Origin of the sequence: Ostreibacterium oceani, from assembly GCF_009362845.1 — a bacterium.
GTDB lineage: Bacteria > Pseudomonadota > Gammaproteobacteria > Cardiobacteriales > Ostreibacteriaceae > Ostreibacterium > Ostreibacterium oceani.
In genome coordinates this window covers 1-19,257 of record NZ_WHNW01000015.1, presented here as the reverse complement: position 1 = coordinate 19,257, position 19,257 = coordinate 1, and the positions used below count along the sequence as shown (strand labels likewise).

General features: G+C 45.2%; 17 protein-coding genes. 15 read left to right on the top strand and 2 right to left on the bottom strand.

What is annotated here, in order from left to right; translation table 11 throughout:
- The first annotated feature begins 123 nt into the window (after window positions 1-123).
- From GCU85_RS09595 to lysS, 8 genes are all read left to right on the top strand, one after another.
- The gene (locus GCU85_RS09595) at window positions 124-1,539 is read left to right on the top strand and encodes an L-serine ammonia-lyase (protein ID WP_152810967.1); all 1,416 of its coding nucleotides are present in this window, start codon (window positions 124-126) and stop codon (window positions 1,537-1,539) included.
- A gap of 175 nt (window positions 1,540-1,714) precedes the next feature.
- Complete coding sequence (locus tag GCU85_RS09590) at window positions 1,715-2,143, top strand: cytochrome b562 (RefSeq protein WP_218110663.1); 429 nt, start codon at window positions 1,715-1,717, stop codon at window positions 2,141-2,143.
- Between the two features lie 95 nt (window positions 2,144-2,238).
- On the top strand, window positions 2,239-2,775 hold the full coding sequence (locus GCU85_RS09585) for a cytochrome b/b6 domain-containing protein (RefSeq protein WP_152810965.1): 537 nt from the start codon (window positions 2,239-2,241) through the stop codon (window positions 2,773-2,775).
- 159 nt (window positions 2,776-2,934) lie between these two features.
- On the top strand, window positions 2,935-3,522 hold the full coding sequence (locus GCU85_RS09580; protein ID WP_152810964.1) for an RHS repeat-associated core domain-containing protein: 588 nt from the start codon (window positions 2,935-2,937) through the stop codon (window positions 3,520-3,522).
- 387 nt (window positions 3,523-3,909) lie between these two features.
- Window positions 3,910-4,275: a DUF6559 family protein gene (locus tag GCU85_RS10080; RefSeq protein ID WP_218110662.1), complete on the top strand. Its 366-nt coding sequence runs from the start codon at window positions 3,910-3,912 to the stop codon at window positions 4,273-4,275.
- Window positions 4,217-4,915 carry a hypothetical protein gene (locus GCU85_RS09575; protein ID WP_218110661.1) on the top strand — a complete coding sequence of 233 codons (699 nt, stop codon included), beginning with the start codon at window positions 4,217-4,219 and terminating at the stop codon, window positions 4,913-4,915. The genes GCU85_RS10080 and GCU85_RS09575 overlap by 59 nt, the downstream gene beginning before the upstream one ends.
- Window positions 4,916-5,113: 198 nt before the next feature.
- Window positions 5,114-6,208: a peptide chain release factor 2 gene (prfB, locus tag GCU85_RS09570; RefSeq protein WP_152810962.1), complete on the top strand. Its 1,095-nt coding sequence runs from the start codon at window positions 5,114-5,116 to the stop codon at window positions 6,206-6,208.
- Window positions 6,208-7,725 carry a lysine--tRNA ligase gene (gene lysS / locus GCU85_RS09565; protein ID WP_152810961.1) on the top strand — a complete coding sequence of 506 codons (1,518 nt, stop codon included), beginning with the start codon at window positions 6,208-6,210 and terminating at the stop codon, window positions 7,723-7,725. The genes prfB and lysS overlap by 1 nt, the downstream gene beginning before the upstream one ends.
- A gap of 87 nt (window positions 7,726-7,812) precedes the next feature.
- On the opposite strand, the gene argA is transcribed toward lysS, so the two are convergent.
- Entirely contained in the window at window positions 7,813-9,105 is a 1,293-nt protein-coding gene (gene argA, locus GCU85_RS09560; protein WP_152810960.1) for an amino-acid N-acetyltransferase, read from the bottom strand.
- Window positions 9,106-9,212: 107 nt separating this feature from the next.
- Here argA and GCU85_RS09555 point away from each other — a divergent pair, with 107 nt between their 5' ends.
- The 6 genes from GCU85_RS09555 (at window position 9,213) to GCU85_RS09530 (ending at window position 17,282) form a co-directional block, all read left to right on the top strand.
- Window positions 9,213-9,806: an anthranilate synthase component II gene (locus tag GCU85_RS09555; protein WP_152810959.1), complete on the top strand. Its 594-nt coding sequence runs from the start codon at window positions 9,213-9,215 to the stop codon at window positions 9,804-9,806.
- A 64-nt stretch (window positions 9,807-9,870) separates the two neighbouring features.
- Window positions 9,871-11,583, top strand: coding sequence for a type IV-A pilus assembly ATPase PilB (gene pilB, locus GCU85_RS09550; RefSeq protein ID WP_152810958.1), 1,713 nt, complete (start codon window positions 9,871-9,873; stop codon window positions 11,581-11,583).
- Window positions 11,584-11,593: 10 nt separating this feature from the next.
- Window positions 11,594-12,823, top strand: coding sequence for a type II secretion system F family protein (locus GCU85_RS09545; RefSeq protein ID WP_152810957.1), 1,230 nt, complete (start codon window positions 11,594-11,596; stop codon window positions 12,821-12,823).
- A 1-nt stretch (window position 12,824) separates the two neighbouring features.
- Entirely contained in the window at window positions 12,825-13,706 is an 882-nt protein-coding gene (locus GCU85_RS09540; protein ID WP_218110660.1) for a prepilin peptidase, read from the top strand.
- Window positions 13,707-13,812: 106 nt separating this feature from the next.
- The gene (gene coaE, locus GCU85_RS09535) at window positions 13,813-14,445 is read left to right on the top strand and encodes a dephospho-CoA kinase (RefSeq protein ID WP_152810955.1); all 633 of its coding nucleotides are present in this window, start codon (window positions 13,813-13,815) and stop codon (window positions 14,443-14,445) included.
- Window positions 14,433-17,282 (top strand): insulinase family protein, encoded by a 2,850-nt coding sequence (locus GCU85_RS09530; protein WP_152810954.1) that lies wholly within the window; start codon window positions 14,433-14,435, stop codon window positions 17,280-17,282. The genes coaE and GCU85_RS09530 overlap by 13 nt, the downstream gene beginning before the upstream one ends.
- A 55-nt stretch (window positions 17,283-17,337) precedes the next feature.
- Here the strand turns inward: GCU85_RS09530 and pyrC are convergent, their stop codons facing one another.
- Window positions 17,338-18,369 carry a dihydroorotase gene (gene pyrC / locus GCU85_RS09525; protein ID WP_152810953.1) on the bottom strand — a complete coding sequence of 344 codons (1,032 nt, stop codon included), beginning with the start codon at window positions 18,367-18,369 and terminating at the stop codon, window positions 17,338-17,340.
- A 394-nt stretch (window positions 18,370-18,763) separates the two neighbouring features.
- Between pyrC and GCU85_RS09520 the strand changes: the two genes are divergently transcribed.
- On the top strand, window positions 18,764-19,257 hold a 494-nt coding region (locus tag GCU85_RS09520), incomplete at its 3' end, for a hypothetical protein (RefSeq protein ID WP_152810952.1).

Genomic DNA, 19,257 nt, shown 5'->3' with positions numbered 1-19,257 from the left:
CACTTTTTTGCGATTTCATTTAAGGTGGTGTGATTTGTATTGTTTTCAGGGTATAGTTTTTTTATGATTAGCGAGATTTTATCATGATTATAACAGTTAACAGGCAATGAAAAGGCATAAATAATGATTAGTATTTTTGAAATGTACAAAATAGGGATAGGCCCATCTAGCTCTCACACGGTCGGTCCTATGAAAGCGACTAACCTATTTTTAGACAAACTAAAACAAACTCAAGCGCTTGAAAAAACCGCTCGCATCAAATGCGAGTTATTTGGCTCATTAGGTGCAACGGGAAAGGGGCACGGTAGTGACAAAGCTGTCATGCTGGGGCTTTTGGGTGAGCTGCCCGAAACGACCGACACAGAATTAGTCGAGGCAAGAATTGACGCGATTAGAACCCAAAAACAGTTATTGTTAAACGCCCAGCACGCCATTGATTTTGATATTGAGCACGACTTAATTTTGCATAAAAAGAAATTCCTGCCGTATCACCCCAACGCCATGAGTTTGCACGCCTATGACAGCGATGGGCAAGTTTTGTGCGATGGGATTTATTATTCGGTAGGTGGCGGATTTGTAATCAATGACGATGACGCCAGCCGACAAAGTGATTTGTTTGTGGCGCAGCATGTCGATGTGCCTTACCCCTTTAATACGGGCGAAGAGCTGCTGGCGCAGTGCGAAAAAACAGGCAAGCGTATCTGTGAAGTCGTGCTTGAGAATGAAAAAACGTACCATGATGAGGTCATTATTTACGAAAAATTAGATGCCATATGGCAAGCGATGCAAGACTGCGTTAAACGTGGTTGCCAAAAAGACGGCATTTTACCCGGTGGCATGAAGGTCAAACGTCGCGCTGCCGCACTGTATCGTCAATTGCAAAAAGAAAAAGACGAATTGGTCGATGTCAGTGAGCGTATCGCTTTGTACGAAATGGATTGGGTAAATTTATATGCCTTGGCGGTTAACGAAGAAAACGCAGCAGGTGGCCGTGTGGTGACGGCGCCGACGAATGGTGCGGCGGGAATTATTCCTGCAACGTTGCATTATTATCGTGATTTTGCGGTTACCTTTAATCAAAAAGAGATTTATAATTTTTTGTTAACGGCAGCCGCTATTGGCATTATCATCAAACAAAACGCCTCAATTTCAGGGGCTGAAGTCGGTTGTCAGGGTGAGGTTGGTTCGGCCTGTGCAATGGCGGCGGCTGGCCTAACCGAGGCGTTTCATGGCACACCATCACAGTGCACCAATGCCGCAGAAATCGGTATCGAGCATAATCTGGGATTGACCTGTGATCCCGTCGGTGGATTAGTGCAAGTGCCTTGCATTGAACGCAACGCCATGGGTGCAGTCAAGGCCATTAACGCATCGCGCATTGCCCGTCGTGGTGACGGGACGCATTTTGTGTCACTGGATAAGGTCATTAAAACCATGAAAGACACGGGCAAAGACATGATGGATAAGTACAAAGAAACCGCGCGCGGCGGGTTGGCCGTTAATGTGATTGAGGTGCCTGTTAATTTTATTGATTGTTGAATCGCCTGTTAGTTGATTGACCAATAGCTGCCCAATAGCTGCCCAATAGCTGCCCAATAGCTGCCCAATAGCTGCCCAATAGACGGAGCCGATAATTAATTAAATTGTGATGGCTTTAGTGTGGATAGTTTTTATAATGGGTGGCGTCCATTTAAATGAAAGAGAGGAGAAAAAAATGCAACTAATGACGACTTATTTGAAGCAAATTGTCGCCACCTTATTTATGTTGTTGTTTATGCTAAGTTCTGTGGCGATGGCACATGAAAATCATGAGGTCAATGAAGACATTGCAAAACAAATGAAACAAATGGGCAAAGCGCTACGTGTCATCCGCAAAACAGATGATAAGGATGAGATTCTTTCGGCGCTAACGCAAATGCAAACAGCCGCAGAAGATGCTAAAGGATTTGAGGCGTATGTCATACGTGACGGTCTAAGCGATAAAAGCCAAGCAGACTACGAAAACGGGTTGCAAAAATTCATTGATAATATTGAAGCAATCAAAGTCGAAGTCGGTATGAGTGACCGTGTGGACGGCGGTGATATCTTTAAAAAAGTCCGTGATATGAAGGACAACTCGCATGAGTACTTTTCGGTAGATTAAGTATCGATTAAGCATCGATTAAGCATCACCTTTGAGACGGCGGTTATGCCTCGTTTTTGCCCTTTTATGTCCTTTTGTGCCTGCACCTGAGTGCGATGAATTTATTTAAAAAAATGGCGTCACGCCAGCAAAATATAGCGGCTCATGATATCAATTTTCCTTTGTTGGCGAAGTTAATTCATTGGCTGGTTGCTATCGGGGTCGTTGTTAATTTGTGGATCAGCCAGCCAGAGAGCAAGCTGCACGAAAATGTCGGTTTTATTATCGGGTTTGCCGTGCTACTACGGATTGTGCTGATTGGTATTTTGGGTGGGCCAAAATTGACCATCAATCCGCGTATTATTTGGCAAGATTTTCGCGCCATTAAAAACCGAGAAAAAATCCATTCACGTTATACACCGCTTGGTGGTTGGATGATTTGGTTATTGTGGGTCGTGTTGTTGTTGACGGTTGCGACAGGCTATCTGGGTTATGAGTACGGCTATGATTATGATTGGGCCTATGCGTTGATGGGTTGGCACAAGACCTTGGCGGAGATACTACCTTATTTGATTGCCACGCATGTAGTCGCGGTTGTTTTTTTATCGTTTTGGTCAAAGACACATCTGGTCAAACGCATGATTCATCGCTAACTCGTTTGGTATTTTTTATCTAATCGATGGGATAACCTGGCAGGTACAGGCAGTCAGACAAGACGAACGCGGTCAGAAAAGACGAACGCAGATGCGCTTTTGGACCGATATGGACGTTAATTTCGCAGTCTGGCTCATGAAAAATGCTATAGTATTGCGATGTCATTGAATTTTACTATAAAACAATTAGAAGCGTTTGTTTGGCTAGCCGCCTTGAAAAACTTTCATAAAACGGCAGAAAAGCTCTATACCACCCAGCCCGCGATTTCCTCGCGGATTGCCGCACTAGAAACACAATTAGCGGTCAAGTTATTCGAACGTGATGCAGGGCAGATACATGACGAAGAAATTAACCTTTACCAAAACTACCACAGGGATTATAATCCTAACCTAGGTCGCTACTTGCAAACCGACCCGATTGGATTAGCAGGTGGCATTAATACGTATGGGTATGCGCGCCAAAACCCGTTGGTGTTTGTGGACGAAGATGGGCTAAAAAAGAAAAAGCCTAGCATTCCAGGTGGGATAGAAACCATTGAACCTCCTGGCACACAACCCACTCCACCTGGCGGATCACCAAAAGGAAAAAATAGAGGGAAGTTTTGTTGGTCATCATTCAAACTGTGTACTGTATTTTGCATCACATCACCATGGACAAAGACGCCATGGACAGCTGCGATATGTTTTGGTGGCTGTGGTGCGATTTTAGCTGGTTGCGTAATTACAGTATGTAACGCGATTGAATAGTTTATTATCGTTATGGAAAAAATCACATATCAAATGACTTGGAAATCAATAGAACCGATTCGTCATATATTTCGATGCCTTTTAGCGGGAGATTCGGTCACTGTGGTTTTCAATCAACGGCAGTATATCCTAAAATTATGCAAACATATCTTTCCATTAATGAGGTCTCATACTGATTATAAAAAAATGATGTTTAAAAGTATGTTTACTGTTATTCCTGGTAATGCTGTAGTTGGTTATACTGCCTCAATGCTGCTTTTCGTCCATTCTCAAAATTTATCAGAAAAAGAGATTAATTATGAGGTGACTTATGAGTTGGATGTCGATAACGATTATGCCGAGTTACATTTCGTTAATCATTTCGCTAATTAGTTGATGAGGTTTGATATGTTTAGCTGGTTACGTAGGTGTTATAATAAAAAACTTATTAAGACCTGTATTCGCAAACTTTCTTATCATCTGGTGCGTCGTTATGGTCGTCAATCATCCTACACTTATGCCCAAATCACTAAAACAATTGATGCATGCAAATTATCTTATTTGGCTAAATATCATGCATTGGTTTGCTTTGGCGATGAAGTGGAGATAAAGAAATACTTCGAAGAGGAGGTGCAACAAGCCAACTATGATGAAATTTATCTTGATGTAAAGTTGAATTATTTAAATGGTGCTGAGCCAAGTTCGGCGCTTTCATATGGAAATAATGACTACGGTGGCACAGATAGTACGAATAGTGGGTCAGATTCCGAGTAGAGCCTATCATGACAAGGTGGGGAATATCCTCAAAAAAACCACCGAGCATGGCGTGTATGATTATAGCTATGATGCGGCGTATCGCTTGATTCAAGCCAATCATCCGACTTTGGATAACGAGACGTATTCGTATGACAAGGTGGGTAATCGCTTGAGTGATTTGTTAGCGGGGACGGGGCAGTGGCAATACAACGCGCGTGATCAGCTGATTAACACACCGCTTAACAATTTCCAATACGACACCAACGGCAATACCAGCCAGTTGGTCGAGACCGCCAGCAATCTCACCACCGATTATGCGTATGACGTGCGTCAGCGCCTGGTGAGCGTTACTCGCGGTGGGCAAGAAGGGCAACAATTCGTCCAGCAAAATACTTATGACTTAGAAAACCGCCGTGTTAAGAAAACCGTGCAAAAAAGCAACGATAGCCAGACCACGTATTACTTCTACACGCACAACGGACTGACGGCTGAGTTTGACGAGCGGGGTGAGTTTATTCAGGGCTATTTGTACGAGCCAAACAGCCCCTACACCACCAATCCATTGGTCAAAATCGACAAAGCGGGGGATAGCTTAAGCTACAGCTATTACCAAAACGACCACTTAGGGACACCACGCAATTACGGATATACGACTTAATTCTTTGTCACTCATAAGGAACACTCATAAGGTTCCTCTGTGTCATTTTCAATACCCAAAAGCGGACATTTCTGCTTGGGAATAAAGCGGACATTAACCCTTTGGGCTGACAGATGCACAATAAACGTTCAACCTTTTGCGAAAGTTTGCTACAATGCACGTCCTTTTGAATTTTCACGATGCAATCATCAGTCAGTTATGGAGTTAGCGCACTTATTCGAGCAAATTAAAGACGGCTGTGCCCGCGAATTGGCCATGCGTGACTACATGGCGTATGAAGCGATGGTTGAACGCCTCGAAGAAGTCCTGCGTGAGCTATCTGAGCCTGCGGTCTGGGACAATCCCGACACCGCAGCGCAGTTAAACCAAGAAAAAACCGCACTAGAAAAAAACATCAACACGCTAGATACGATTCGTACCACGCTGCTTGATTCAGAAGGCATGTTAGAAATTGCACAGGAAGAAGCAGACACAGACACGGTTGATGACATTACCGCTGATATTGACACCGCGCTAAAGCAATTGGCACAGCTAGAATTTCGCCGTATGTTCTCAGGCAAAGCCGATGCCAATAATGCTTACCTTGACATCCAGTCGGGTTCGGGTGGCACAGAGGCCCAAGATTGGGCTAGTATGATACTGCGAATGTACTTGCGTTGGGCAGAGCAAAAAGGATTTCAAGTAGAGGTTATCGAAGAGTCCGTCGGTGAAGTCGCTGGTATCAAATCGGCGACCATTCATGTCCAAGGTGAATATGCCTATGGCTGGCTACGAACCGAGACAGGCGTGCATCGGTTGGTGCGAAAATCGCCGTTTGATTCGGGTGCGCGCCGACATACATCGTTTGCATCGGTATTTGTATCGCCAGAAATCGATGACAGTTTTGAAATTGAAATTGACCCATCCGATTTGCGCGTTGATGTGTATCGTGCCTCAGGTGCTGGCGGACAACACGTGAATAAAACCGAATCAGCCGTTCGTATCACGCACTTGCCGACCAATACCGTCGTACAGTGTCAAAACGGCCGTTCGCAGCATCAAAATAAAGACACGGCGATGAAGCAACTAAAGGCAAAATTGTATGAGCTGGAAATGCTCAAGCGCCAAGCAGAATCACAGGCCCTCGAGGCAACCAAGTCGGATATTGGTTGGGGCAGCCAAATTCGTTCTTATGTCTTGGACTCTGGTCGTATTAAGGATTTACGGACACAGGTAGAGACGGGCAATACACAGGCCGTATTAGACGGCGATTTGGATCCATTTATCGAAGCAAGTTTAAAACAAGGTGTGTAATGACTGATAATAACCCCGGACAAACAGAACCCCAAGAAAAAACAGAAAATCAATTAATCGCTGAGCGCCGCAAAAAACTCGCGGCCCTTCGTGAGAAAGGGATTGCGTTTCCGAATCAGTTTAAACCCACACACCATGCGGCGAATTTGCATGAAACTTTTGCGGGCGCTGATGAATCAACGCAAGCAGCGGCAAATGTTGCCGTGGCAGGTCGCGTCATGGCAAAACGCATCATGGGCAAAGCCAGTTTTATCCAAATTCAAGACGCAACAGGGCGCATACAATGCTATGTCCAGCGAGATGCGTTGCCAGAAGGCGAATATACAGACTTTAAAACCTGGGATGTTGGCGATATTGTTGGTGCCAAAGGCACCCTATTTACAACGCGAACAGGTGAGCTTACGATTCAGGTAAGTGATATTCAGTTACTGACCAAATCACTGCGGCCATTGCCTGAAAAATTCCATGGACTATCCGATCAAGAGCAGCGTTACCGTATGCGCTATGTGGATTTGATTATGAACGGGCAGTCGCGGGATATTTTTCGTACGCGCTCCAAAGTCGTCAGTCTAATTCGCCAGTTTTTTGAATCGCAGGGCTATCTAGAGGTCGAAACGCCGATGATGCATACGATTATGGGTGGCGCGACGGCAAAACCCTTTACGACGCACCATAATGCGCTAGATATTGATTTATTTTTGCGTGTAGCCCCTGAGCTTTATTTAAAACGCTTAGTGGTTGGTGGGTTTGAGCGGGTCTTTGAAATCAATCGTAACTTTAGAAATGAAGGGGTGTCAACGCGACACAACCCCGAATTTACCATGTTAGAGTTTTATCAAGCCTATGCCGATTACCAGGATTTGATGGCGTTGACTGAGACGCTGTTGCGAGAAGTCGTATTGGCGGTAAATGGCCAGTTGCAGGTAACTTACCAAGGGCAAATCATTGACTTTGGTCAGCCATTTGCTCGTCTGACAATGTGTGATGCCATTTGTCAATATCATGATGGGGTCGTCGCGGCAGATGTATCTAGTGTTGACGCCATTGAGTCGTTGGGTAAAAAGTTGGGCGTTTCTATGCCTGCCAATCAAAGCCTAGCTAAACTGCAAACGTTTTTATTCGAAGAAACGGTCGAGCATTTGCTCATTCAGCCCACGTATATTTTAGACTACCCCGATGAAGTATCACCGCTTTCACGGCGGAATGATGACAATCCTTCGGTGACCGATCGGTTTGAGTTATTTATCGCGGGCCGAGAAATTGCCAATGGGTTTTCTGAGTTAAACGATGCCGAGGATCAGGCTGCACGGTTTGCCGAACAAGTCCAAGCCAAAGCCGCAGGTGATGATGAAGCCATGCAGTTTGATCACGATTATATCAGGGCGTTGGAATACGGGATGCCGCCAACCGCGGGCGAGGGTATTGGTATTGACCGTCTCGTGATGCTATTAACCGATGCCGCGTCAATTCGTGATGTGTTATTATTCCCCTACATGCGACCTGAAAAATTTAATTAACTCAATTTATTGAATTGATTATAGTAATCTAGCTTAGCCCTAAGTTAAGGTTAAGCTAAGGCTAAGTTAGCGCCTTAATGCTGCGCGTTAATTCAGGGCTTTAATATAAGGCTTTGATTGCCGACTATAATTGTAAAAAGCCTTTTTTTGTGCAGGCAGTGCTGATAACTCAGTAGGCTCAAAGCCGCGCTCCAAAAACCAATGCGAGGTATGGGTCGTTAGGCAAAACAGGTGAGAAAAACGCTGGTCTTTGGCTTTTTTTTCAATATGGGTTAGTAGCTTGTCCGCAAGTCCTTGTTTTTGATAGTCGGGGCTAATGGCAAGGCAGCCTAGCTCGGCGACATTTTCCTCAGGAAAAGGCTTTAGCGAGGCGCAGCCAATGACCGAGTTATCGCGTTTGAGTAGGCTAAAGGTGCTTAGCTCCGTTTCTAATAATTCACGTGAGCGTCTGACGAGAATGCCTTGCTCCTCTAGCGGTTGGATAAGCGCGAGTAAACTCGAAATATCATGAATGGTTGCTTGTTCAATGCGGTCGTAGGCATCGTTAGTAATCATCAGTCCTGCGCCGTCACGAGTAAAAAGCTCTGCCAAAATAGCGCCATCGATGTCTTTTGGGATGATATGTGCGCGATTGACGGTTTTTTCGCAGGCGCTGACGGCGGCGTGAATGATTTCGGCTAGCGTTTGATCGGGGGGTGTAAGTTGCTTGGCAACGTGCGGCGTAATGGCATGTTGGTGATTGATTTGCGGCAGTAGCGTTTTGTAACTGTCATTAAAAAAGAGTAGTTTGTCGGCATTTAGGGTTTCAGAGACCGCGCTGGCAACCATCTCTGTGGTCAAGTTAAAAACTTCACCGGTTGTCGAGTAGCCGATAGGTGGAATAATGACGATTTCACCTTGGTCTAATTTTTGTGTGATCGGCGTCTCCCGTATTTTGCGAATGGTCCCCGTTAAGCCAAAATCAACGCCATCAACAATGCCGATTGGTTTGGCGATGACAAAGTTGCCAGTGCTTGTCTGGATGGACGCGCCTTGCATCGGCGAGTTTGCCAGTCCCATCGACAGCGTTGCGCTAATCTGAATTTGGCGCGCACCGATGATTTCTTGGATTTTTCGCATCGCTTCGGGCGAAGTAATGCGACAGTTATTATGAAAAACACCGTGGTTTAGCTCAGTATTAATACGATGCCTTGCGCCAAAAACAATGACGACACGAATTCGCAAAGAATGCAAGATAGCGATGTCATGCAAAATAGGCTGCAAAAACTGATCTAACGCACCATCATCTTGCAAGCAAAACACAAAGGTTTTGTTCCGATGCTGGTGAATATAGGGTGCAGCTTGTCTAAAATAGTCGATAAATGGACGGCATGTTTTCATGTTTTTTATGTTAATTACGAATTATTAATGTATATGATGCAAAAAAAATCAGCAGAAATCACCTGTTTTGTTATAATTTCTTTTATTATTTAACGATTATCGATAAAATGGCACAACCAAAGTTATTAATGATAGATAACTACGACTCATTCGTGTATAACTTGGTTCAGTATTTTTCTGAACTGGGCTGCGAAGTCGTTGTTGCACGAAATGATCAGATTACGGTTGAAGCAATTCGATCATTAGATCCGCGCTGGATAGTGCTTTCCCCGGGGCCTCGCACGCCAAATGAGGCAGGTGTTTGTTTGTCCATTGTGCAACAATTGTCGGATGAGTATCCAATATTGGGTGTATGTCTAGGGCATCAAACGATTGCGCAGGCGTTTGGCGGCGATATTGTGCATGCAAAGCATATTATGCATGGTAAGGTCTCGCAGGTTTATCATAACGGCGATGGGCTTTACCAAGGGATTGAATCCCCTGTTTGTGTGACACGTTATCATTCGCTGGTAGTGGCGCCTCAATCGATGCCAGCGTGCTTGGATGTTACAGGATATGTGCTAGACGAACACGGTGAGTTAGAAGAGGTGATGAGCTTTTGTCACAAAAGCAAGCCGATTTATGGCGTACAATTTCATCCCGAATCAATTATGACCGAGTCAGGCCATCAAATGCTGAATAATTTCCTAAGTTTGACGTAAATGCGTATAATAAAGGTTATTATCTCTCTCAATGTTTATATTTTAAGGACAACGTAGCGTAACCATGCAATCTCAGTACGACGCAATTATTTCGCAGATTATCAAGGCAAAGCGAGCCACCCCCGAGCAAATCCAAGAAATTCAAATGAGTTCTTTGCGCAAGCGCACCAGTTTTCCGCGACAATTGATCGCTGAAAATATCATTGGGTCTTCGGAGCTGCTGGCTTGGAATCATCAGTATAGTAATTATCCTGTGGTTGATTTGCGCGAAATTCTATTATCACAAGAGCTGATGAGAAAGGCCGATGAGAAAATGGTGCGAAAATACGCCATGCTGCCTGTTTTTGAACGTTCTGGCCGCTTGTTCGTCGCGACCTATGATCCGTTTGATAGCATTGGTTTAGATGCGTTTAAATATTCGGCGAATTACAGCGCAGCCGAGCCACTGATTGTCGGAGTCGAGCAATTAGAGCAGATGATTGAAGATGTCTTTGCGGGTCGCGGGGATATTGATGATTTATTTGCTAACGATGCAGTCGAAGACGAAGCGCAAAAACAAAAAGAATTAGAAGAGCTCTCTAAACTATTGATGGGCGGGGGTGAGGAAGAAGAAGCCCCCGTGGTGAAGTACGTATCAGAAATGCTACTAGATGCGATACGCACAGGGGCTTCAGATTTGCATTTTGAGCCATATGAACACACGTATCGCGTCCGTTTTCGCAAAGATGGTGTGCTTAGAGAGATTTCTACGCCACCTGCCAACATTAGAAATCGTATTACTGCACGCTTAAAAGTGATGTCAGGGATGGATATCGCTGAGAAACGCGTGCCCCAAGACGGCCGAATTAAACTACCCGTTAGCGAAAGCAAAGTCATCGATTTCCGTGTCAACACGCTGCCAACCTTGTGGGGCGAAAAAATCGTTTTACGGATTTTAGACGGTAGCGCCGCTAAGCTGAATATTGAGATGCTAGGTTTTACCGATCAGCAAAAGGCACTCTATTTGGATGCCATTAAAAAGCCGCAAGGGCTAGTTTTGGTGACAGGACCAACGGGCTCTGGTAAAACCGTGTCGCTCTATACAGGACTTAATATCCTCAATGAACCAACGGTAAATATATCAACCGCTGAAGACCCAGTTGAAATCACGTTGCCTGGTGTGAATCAGGTCAATATTATCGCCAAGCAAGGTATGACCTTTGCATCGGCGCTACGGGCATTTTTGCGACAGGATCCAGATATTATCATGGTCGGTGAGATTCGTGACCTAGAGACAGCGGAGATCGCAATCAAAGCCGCGCAAACTGGGCACATGGTTTTATCTACATTGCACACAAATGATGTGCCGCAGACGATTACCCGATTAGGGAATATGGGGGTGCCAGCGTATAATATTGCTGCATCCGTTGAGCTGATTATGGCGCAGCGGTTGGTGCGACGTTTATGTTCGCATTGTAAAACGCGCGATCGTAGCTGGACGGAGCAACAATTGGTGCAATTAGGCTTTAGCGAAGATGAGGCCGACGAAGTCAAGATTTATGCACCCAAGGGCTGTGACCGTTGTGGCGGTCAAGGTTATGCGGGGCGGGCAGGGGTTTATCAAGTCGTTAAAATTACCCCAGCGATGTCTGAAATGATTATGAATGGTGCAAGTTCAATAGATCTTGCGGAGCAATGTGCAAAAGAAGGGTTTTGGGATTTGCGGCAATCTGGATTGGATAAAGTCCGCAAAGGAATAACCAGTATTCAAGAAATTCTCAGAGTAACCGTGGACTAAGGAGAAAGGAATGGCAACAACAACAGCAAAAAAACAAACCACTACATACCAGTGGGCCGGGAAAGGCAAAGACGGGAAAACCAAAAAAGGCGAGATTACAGCCGCCAATGAACAGTTGGTAAGAACGTTCTTACAAAAACAAGGTGTTATTGCAACCAAGGTTATTGAGAAGCCTAAGCCCCTGTATGAGTCCAAAGGGCGAATAAAACCAAAGAATATCGTGAGTTTCTCGCGGCAGATGTCGACAATGTTAAGGGCTGGAATGTCGGTGACCAAATCGCTGTCCTTGATTGCCGAAGGCATTGAGAAACCGATTCGTTTGCGTGAGATGATAGAGGATATTCGGAATGAGGTCGAAGGCGGTAGTAGCTTTTCCGAAGCATTATCAAAGCATCCGTTGTACTTTGATGATTTATATCTTTCGTTGGTTAGCGCAGGCGAAGAGGCGGGTGTCTTGGACGAAACCATGAATAAGATTGCCACAAACAAAGAAAAATCGGAAGCAGTTAAGAAGAAAGTCAAAAAAGCGTTGATGTACCCGACGATGGTTGTGATTGCAGCAATCATTGTGACATTGATATTATTGGTTAAAGTTATTCCCGTTTTTCAGAGTTTTTTCGCCGATTTTGGTGCGGAATTGCCTGCCTTGACAAAAGCAGTAGTCGCCTTTTCGGAAGCAGTGATTGAGTGGGGCTGGATGCTGGCAGTCTTACTGGTATTGGTTGTCGTTGTCTTTTTCTACTTTAAAAAGCGCAATCGGGAGTTTCAGCGTTGGGTTAACAAAGTTTCTTTTAAAATTCCTTTATTAGGAGGAATACTCAAACTGGGCTCGATGGCGCGATTTTCACGGACGCTATCGGTACTATTTGATTCGGGTGTGCCGCTGGTAAGGGGCTTAAATGCCACGGCGCCAGCGACGGGCAGTGTCATTTATGAGGAAAGTACGTACGAAATTGCCAAAGACGTTGAAAACGGTGCGCAGCTGAATTTTGCGATGCAGAACTCCGAGCGATTTGAGCCGTTTGCCATCCAAATGGTGGGTATTGGTGAGGAGTCGGGTAACTTAGGCGACATGCTAGGCAATGTAGCTAATTTTTATGAAGAAGAGTTAGATTATAAAATTGATAACCTAACCACGATGTTAGAGCCACTTATTATCGGGTTTCTCGCATTAGTCGTTGGTACGTTGGTGATTGCCATGTATATGCCAATCTTTATGTTAGGCGATGTGGTTGGTTAGCTTGTTCGACGCTTTAGCTTATGCACTACTTGATTTGCCGCCGCTAGCGTTGCTGGTGGCGGTTTTCATTTTTTCTGCGTTAGTGGGTAGTTTTTTGAATGTCGTCATTTATCGGCTGCCCATTATTTTGGAACGTGACTGGCAGGCACAAGCCAGAGAAATACTTGGTATCGCGCCAGTAGCGGTAGAAAAGTTTAACCTTGTTGTACCGCGTTCTCAGTGTAGAGACTGTGGTCGTATGGTGCAAGGCATTGAGAACATCCCCATCATTAGCTATCTGGCGATTCGTGGCAAATGTCGCGGCTGTGGGGCGCGCATTTCGGCTTTTTATCCCTTTGTTGAATTGTCAACAGCGGTAATTGCTACGTTTGTTTTTTGGCATCTTGGTGCCAATGCCGCGGGTTTTTTTGCCTTATTTTTTGTGTTTACCTTAGTCGCTCTGACGGGTATCGACTTAAAAGTCAAATTATTGCCCGATATCATCACGATTCCGCTAATGTGGGCAGGTATTATCTTGGCCATTTGGTCGGTTTATATCCCATTAGAGACGGCTGTGATTGGGGCTTTGCTTGGTTATTTAAGTCTATGGGTTGTCGCCATGGGATTTAAATTACTTACAGGGCGTGATGGCATGGGGTTGGGCGATGCGAAATTATTGGCGGCAATTTTTACGTGGGTACATTTTCAGTACTTTGCACTGGTGCTCATTATTGCGTGTTTTAGCGGGATTACGGTGGCTTTGCTACAAAAAGCGTTTGACCGTAGCAACAACTCAGATAACTTAATTCCTTTTGGGCCGCATTTGGCTCTGGGTGGGTTGATTGCCTTTTTGTATGGCGGGCCTATTGTGGATTGGTATGTTGGGTTTTTGACGGGTTACTAGCGCGTGATTAAAGCGTGATTAAAGCGTGATTAAAGCGTGATTAAAGCGTGATTAAAGCGTGATTAAAGCGTGATTAACGGGTTATGAAAAAGAACCATTTCAATAAGTGACACATTTTATCGTTGGACTGACGGGTGGCATTGCATCAGGGAAAACGGTTGCATCGAATTATTTGCAGCGGCTTGGCGCTTATGTCGTCGATACCGATGTGGTGTCAAGACAAGTCGTTGAACCACAGACCCCTACTTATCTATTAATTCGAGCGTTGTTGGGGGCGGCGTATTTTCATGATGATGGACACTTAAATCGACACAAAATTCGTCAACGTATTTTCAGTGACAACGCGATAAAAATGCAGTATGAAGCAATCATTTTGCCAGCAATCCGCGAAAAAACACGAGCGGCCATGGCTGAGGCACCGGTCGATGCGCCCTATGTTTTATTGGTGGTGCCATTGCTATTTGAAAAAGGCATGGATGAATGGGTAGACGTGAGCGTTGTCATTGATGTGCCTGAATCGTTACAAATAACAAGGGCCTTAAAGCGAGATCAGGCACACACGAATGAAAACATTGAACAGATTATTTCGCAGCAAATGCCGAGGTTGGCACGCAATTCACGGGCAGATTTTGTAATTGATAATGCATTGACGCTTGAAAAAACCCAGCAGCGTCTCAATATACTGCACCAACAGCTTGTCATTTTAGCCCAAAGGAAACAGCAATCATGCAACGATTAAAACCGCACTTATTAACGGGGATACTTATGCTACTTAGCACTTTTAGCCAGGCAGAAAACACAGCAGCAGTAACCAAAAGTGAAAATGACACGCGTCATTATCATGCCATGGTACTAGCAAACGGGTTTAAATTACTCTTGATTTCTGATGAAAATGCCCAGCGAGCAGCAGCGGCGGTTGATGTTGCCGTTGGCTCGGGTGATGACCCCAGCGATTTTCCTGGACTGGCTCACTTTTTAGAGCATATGCTGTTTTTAGGTACAGACCAATACCCCGATGCAGATGATTATATCCAGTTTGTCAGCGCGCATGGGGGCAACCATAATGCCTATACGGCATTTAATCGGACGAATTATTTTTTTGATATTGATCCCGATCACTTGCACGATGGATTAAAACGCTTTAGCCGTTTTTTTGTTGCGCCGCGCATGGACGCTGCCTACGTCGATAGAGAGCGTAATGCGGTGGATTCAGAGTACCAGTCCAAACTAAAAGAGGACGGCTGGAGAAAGCTTGATGTGTTCAAGCAAGCGACTAATCCAGCGAGTTCTTATTCACGTTTTAACATTGGGAACAATGACACGCTGCCGAGCGAGACGGTCAGATCCGCACTGTTAGATTTTTATAAACAACATTATCACGCAGAGAATATGGCGGGTGTGATTATTGGTCGCCAAGACATTGCTACGCTAAAAGCTTGGGGCGAGGCGTTATTCAAAGACGTGCCAACAGCGCCGGAAGCGGCATCGGAAGCGGTATCGGAAATAGCATCACAGACAAATAAATCAACCAGCAAAACCGATAACAGTAATCAAGCGCCTTCGCTATTTGTCGCCAAGACATTGCCCCTTATGCTTCGTAGTCAATCCGTGCGTGATGAAAAACGGCTGACCATTAATTTTGCCCTGCCGTATGACGCGTCTAATGATTACAGCAAATCGCTGCAATATATATCGCATGTCATCGGTTACGAAGGGCAGCATAGCTTACTCAGTGCGTTAAAAACGGCAGGGTATGCTACCGAGTTATATGCTGGCACAGGGCAGCGAGTGAATGACGAGGTAATCTATGAAATAGGTGCAAAACTCACGAGCCAAGGCGCAAGCCATCCTGAGCAGGTGCTCGCAATAATTTTCTCTTATTTGGATTTATTGCGACAAGACACAGCGGGTGCGAAACGATACCAAGAATTAGCAACTGTCGCTAAAACCAATTTTTTATACCAAGAAAAATCAGATAGCATTGATATGGTTTCGACCGCCGCGCAGCGACTAAATCGCTACCCAGTCCAAGACGTACTCGCCATTCAGTCGATATTTACAGGGTATGACCGTGAACAAATCACACGTTATTTAGCGCAGATGGTGCCGCAAAAAATGGTGGTTCACTTATCGTCACCTGATTTTAAGTCAGACGATAAAACGTATTATTTTTCGGTTCCTTATCAGAAAAAATCGTTTGATTTGTCGGCCTTTGAAACAGCGGTTGCTGACTTGCCAACGATAGCGATGGCGCTACCTAAACCCAATCCATTTATTGCAGAAAAATACGCGCTTAATGCAGAAAAACACGTTAGCCAGCATGAAAAACGTGCGAGTGGGGTTGAGTTTTATTACCGTCATGATGCATCATTTAATGTGCCCCGTGCCAGTGTACAAGTGTCTTTACAGCCACAATTAACGCTAGACGACCGTCAAAAGACCCTGATGGCATTATTGGCTAATGTCATTGACGAACAACTAACAGAGACATTGTATGACGCAGCCATTGCGGGGTTATACGGTGAAATCAGGGCAGGAGAAACGACCATTGGTGTTAGCCTAGATGGCTATGATGCTAAAATGGCGTTGTTGCTCAGCGACATCATTCAGGCACTAAAAACTACACCGATACAAGCAGATGTATTTATGCGGGTGAAAGCAGAGTACCGCCGTGAGTTAACCAATGCACTACGCAAACGACCTTACGAGCAAACCTTTACGCAACAAAACGCCCGTTTAATGACCCATAGCTCGCTACCACAGGCAAGGCTAGCGCAGATTGAACAAGTCACTTTGCAGGATGTTGAACAATTTAGAGCTGAATTTTTTAAATCTTTAGCCGTTAGGATGTTGGTTTATGGTAATAAAACACACGTGCAAAGTGTTGCGATGGCAGAGAAAATTGAGACAATGCTTGCCGAAGCGAACCTGCAATCCGCGTGGCAAAAAAACAGTGCCGTTCCGTTAACAGACAGTGAAACATTGACGATTAAGGTCCCCCATAATGACCATGCAATCAGCTACTTTATTCAGTCGGATGTTGGCTATCAAGCGCGTGCTGAAGCCGCGTTGTTGGTCAAACTACTAGAGGCAGATTTTTTCACCCAATTGCGTACGGAAAAGCAATTGGGGTATATCGTTTTTGCTTATCCACGTCCTATCGTTGATCGCGCAGGTATTGGGTTTACCATCCAATCGCCAGTCGCGAGTGCAACTGAGTTGCAACAGCACATCAAGACATTTTATCAGGCGTTTATGCCGTCACTAGAAAAGCTAACGCCAGCGCAGTTCAATAACAGTCGTCAGTTGCTAAAAACCGAATTGCAGCAAAAGCCTGAAAATTTGCACGCAGCGGCATCGCAATATTGGCGTGATATTATCACGTCTGACAAGACAGAAAACAGCCAATATGCCATCGCCGAGGCGCTAGATTCGCTTGAGTTGCCGACTTTCGTGTCTCGGATGCAAACGCGCTTTGGCGAGACGGGCAAGCGCTTGGTTATTTTGGCTGAGCCTGAAGAAACGGCCATGAAAACGGAATCCTCACAGAAGACGGGATCCTCAGCGACGCAATAAAAGCGTTAATGAACGCAAGTGATACCTCTCAGTGACCTTTCAGGTTGATGACTAACTAGCGCTTGGTCCAATGTAGCGATTGTCCCGCCATTAACGGGGTAATTGCGCTATCCAAATACGCAAAGTGTTGGGCGATAGCCTGTGGTGTTTTTTCGAGTACGATATAATTTGTATTGACAGGGAGGTGGTAAAATTCTGCACCAAAACGGCTGGAAAAACCTTCTAATTGTGCGATTTTGCCTACACTATCAAATACCTCTGCGTAATACTCAATTGCGTAAGGCATAGTGTAACAGCCTGCGCAACCACAGGCGCTTTCTTTGGTCTCAGTGGTATGCGGTGCAGAGTCTGTGCCTAGGAAAAATTTAGGGTTTCCTGAGGTTGCTGCTTGTAATAGTGCGCGTCTATCGCTTTCCTTTTTGAGGATAGGCAGGCAGTAGTAGTGCGGCTTGATACCACCTGATAATAAATGATTGCGGTTGGCAAGTAAATGCTGTGGCGTAATCGTTGCGGCGAGCTGTGCAGAGGCTTGTGAAACAAACTGAACGGCTTTTTCCGTGGTGATATGCTCCATAACGACACGCAATTTGGGGTGGCGTTGCAGTATGCCGATGAGCGTTTCTTGGATGAAAGTGGCTTCACGGTGAAAAATATCAATATCGGGTTTGGCGCTTTCACCGTGAACCAGTAATAGCATACCTAGCTCCGCCATACAGGCAAATAACGAGTCAAGACCATCGCTATCACGCACGCCATGCTCTGAGTTGGTGGTAACGCCATGCGGGTACATTTTTATGGCTTTAACCCCTGCCGCGTGTGCTTTGGTGATTTCATCGGTGGTTAATTGGTCGGTGAGATAGAGTGTCACTAACGGTGTCAGCGTGCTATTTTGAGGGATATGCGACTGAATACGCGCCAAATAAGCCAGCGCCTCGTCGGTGTTGACAACAGGGGGTTGCAGGTTAGGCATCACCGTGATGCGATTAAACTGCGCTGCAGCGTGTTTTACCGTGAGTTTGAGTGCGTCACCATCACGCAAATGTACGTGAAAGTCATCGGGTTGTCGAATTTTGATAGTCTGTGTCATGGGTTTAATGAGAGCCTTGTTAGAATTAAGCGCGAAAATTAAGCCTTGTTGAATTAAGTCAATAGATTTGAATCCATTGACGAATAGCAGTAGTTATTTTAAGGGTATTTGATGCAAAAGCCAATGGATTTTGAGGTGAATTGCGAGGTAAATCGCGAGGCAAATCGCTTTTAGTTAATTTGCTATTTGCTCAGTGATGATATGCCTAGCGGAAATAGTCCTGATGGCAATAGTCCAGCAGGTATAAACCACCCCTTGACTAGTCCAGCTGCGCTACATTTTTCAATGATAGCGAATTAAATTAACGCTTGCCCCCCCCCCCCTTATTTGTGCTATCGTGGCGGTCATTGTTTATAAGTAATTCAGTGGAATCCAGCTTGGAAGGTGCAATAACATGTCAAATTATCGATTAAACCGCAACGCGACTAATTTCCCTACTATCTCATCGGCTATCTCATCGGCTAGCGCATTGTTAGGGCGTATGCTTTGCGGTGCATTAAGGACGTTTAATGCGTTAAGTCCGCTAAGTGCGCTAAGTCCGTTAACTGCGTTAACTGATGTCGCTAGATCAACGCTGCGTGTCGTATCGACTTTATCAATCGTGGTCTCCTCATTGGCATTCTCCTCATTGGGCTTTGCCCAGACCATTACCTACACCGTGTCGCAGGTCTCACCGACCGAATACGAATACCGCTATACACTGACCAATGATTCGACTGCGCCGATTTCTGAGTTTATCATCTTTTTTGATGAAACGCTTTACGATAATCTATCCGAGACTAGTCGTCCTGCGGGATGGGATTCTTTGATTGTTCCGCCAGATTTGTTGGTAGGTAGTGGGGAATACGATGCCTTTGTCACTGGGCCTGAATTAGCGGTGGGTGATAG

Coding starts and splice junctions, on each gene's coding strand:
- GCU85_RS09595 (WP_152810967.1), top strand. CDS start 124: ATGATTAGTATTTTTGAAATGTACAAAATAGGGATAGGCCCATCTAGC.
- GCU85_RS09590 (WP_218110663.1), top strand. CDS start 1,715: ATGCAACTAATGACGACTTATTTGAAGCAAATTGTCGCCACCTTATTT.
- GCU85_RS09585 (WP_152810965.1), top strand. CDS start 2,239: ATGAATTTATTTAAAAAAATGGCGTCACGCCAGCAAAATATAGCGGCT.
- GCU85_RS09580 (WP_152810964.1), top strand. CDS start 2,935: ATGTCATTGAATTTTACTATAAAACAATTAGAAGCGTTTGTTTGGCTA.
- GCU85_RS10080 (WP_218110662.1), top strand. CDS start 3,910: ATGTTTAGCTGGTTACGTAGGTGTTATAATAAAAAACTTATTAAGACC.
- GCU85_RS09575 (WP_218110661.1), top strand. CDS start 4,217: ATGGAAATAATGACTACGGTGGCACAGATAGTACGAATAGTGGGTCAG.
- prfB (WP_152810962.1), top strand. CDS start 5,114: ATGGAGTTAGCGCACTTATTCGAGCAAATTAAAGACGGCTGTGCCCGC.
- lysS (WP_152810961.1), top strand. CDS start 6,208: ATGACTGATAATAACCCCGGACAAACAGAACCCCAAGAAAAAACAGAA.
- argA (WP_152810960.1), bottom strand. CDS start 9,105: ATGAAAACATGCCGTCCATTTATCGACTATTTTAGACAAGCTGCACCC.
- GCU85_RS09555 (WP_152810959.1), top strand. CDS start 9,213: ATGGCACAACCAAAGTTATTAATGATAGATAACTACGACTCATTCGTG.
- pilB (WP_152810958.1), top strand. CDS start 9,871: ATGCAATCTCAGTACGACGCAATTATTTCGCAGATTATCAAGGCAAAG.
- GCU85_RS09545 (WP_152810957.1), top strand. CDS start 11,594: ATGGCAACAACAACAGCAAAAAAACAAACCACTACATACCAGTGGGCC.
- GCU85_RS09530 (WP_152810954.1), top strand. CDS start 14,433: ATGCAACGATTAAAACCGCACTTATTAACGGGGATACTTATGCTACTT.
- pyrC (WP_152810953.1), bottom strand. CDS start 18,369: ATGACACAGACTATCAAAATTCGACAACCCGATGACTTTCACGTACAT.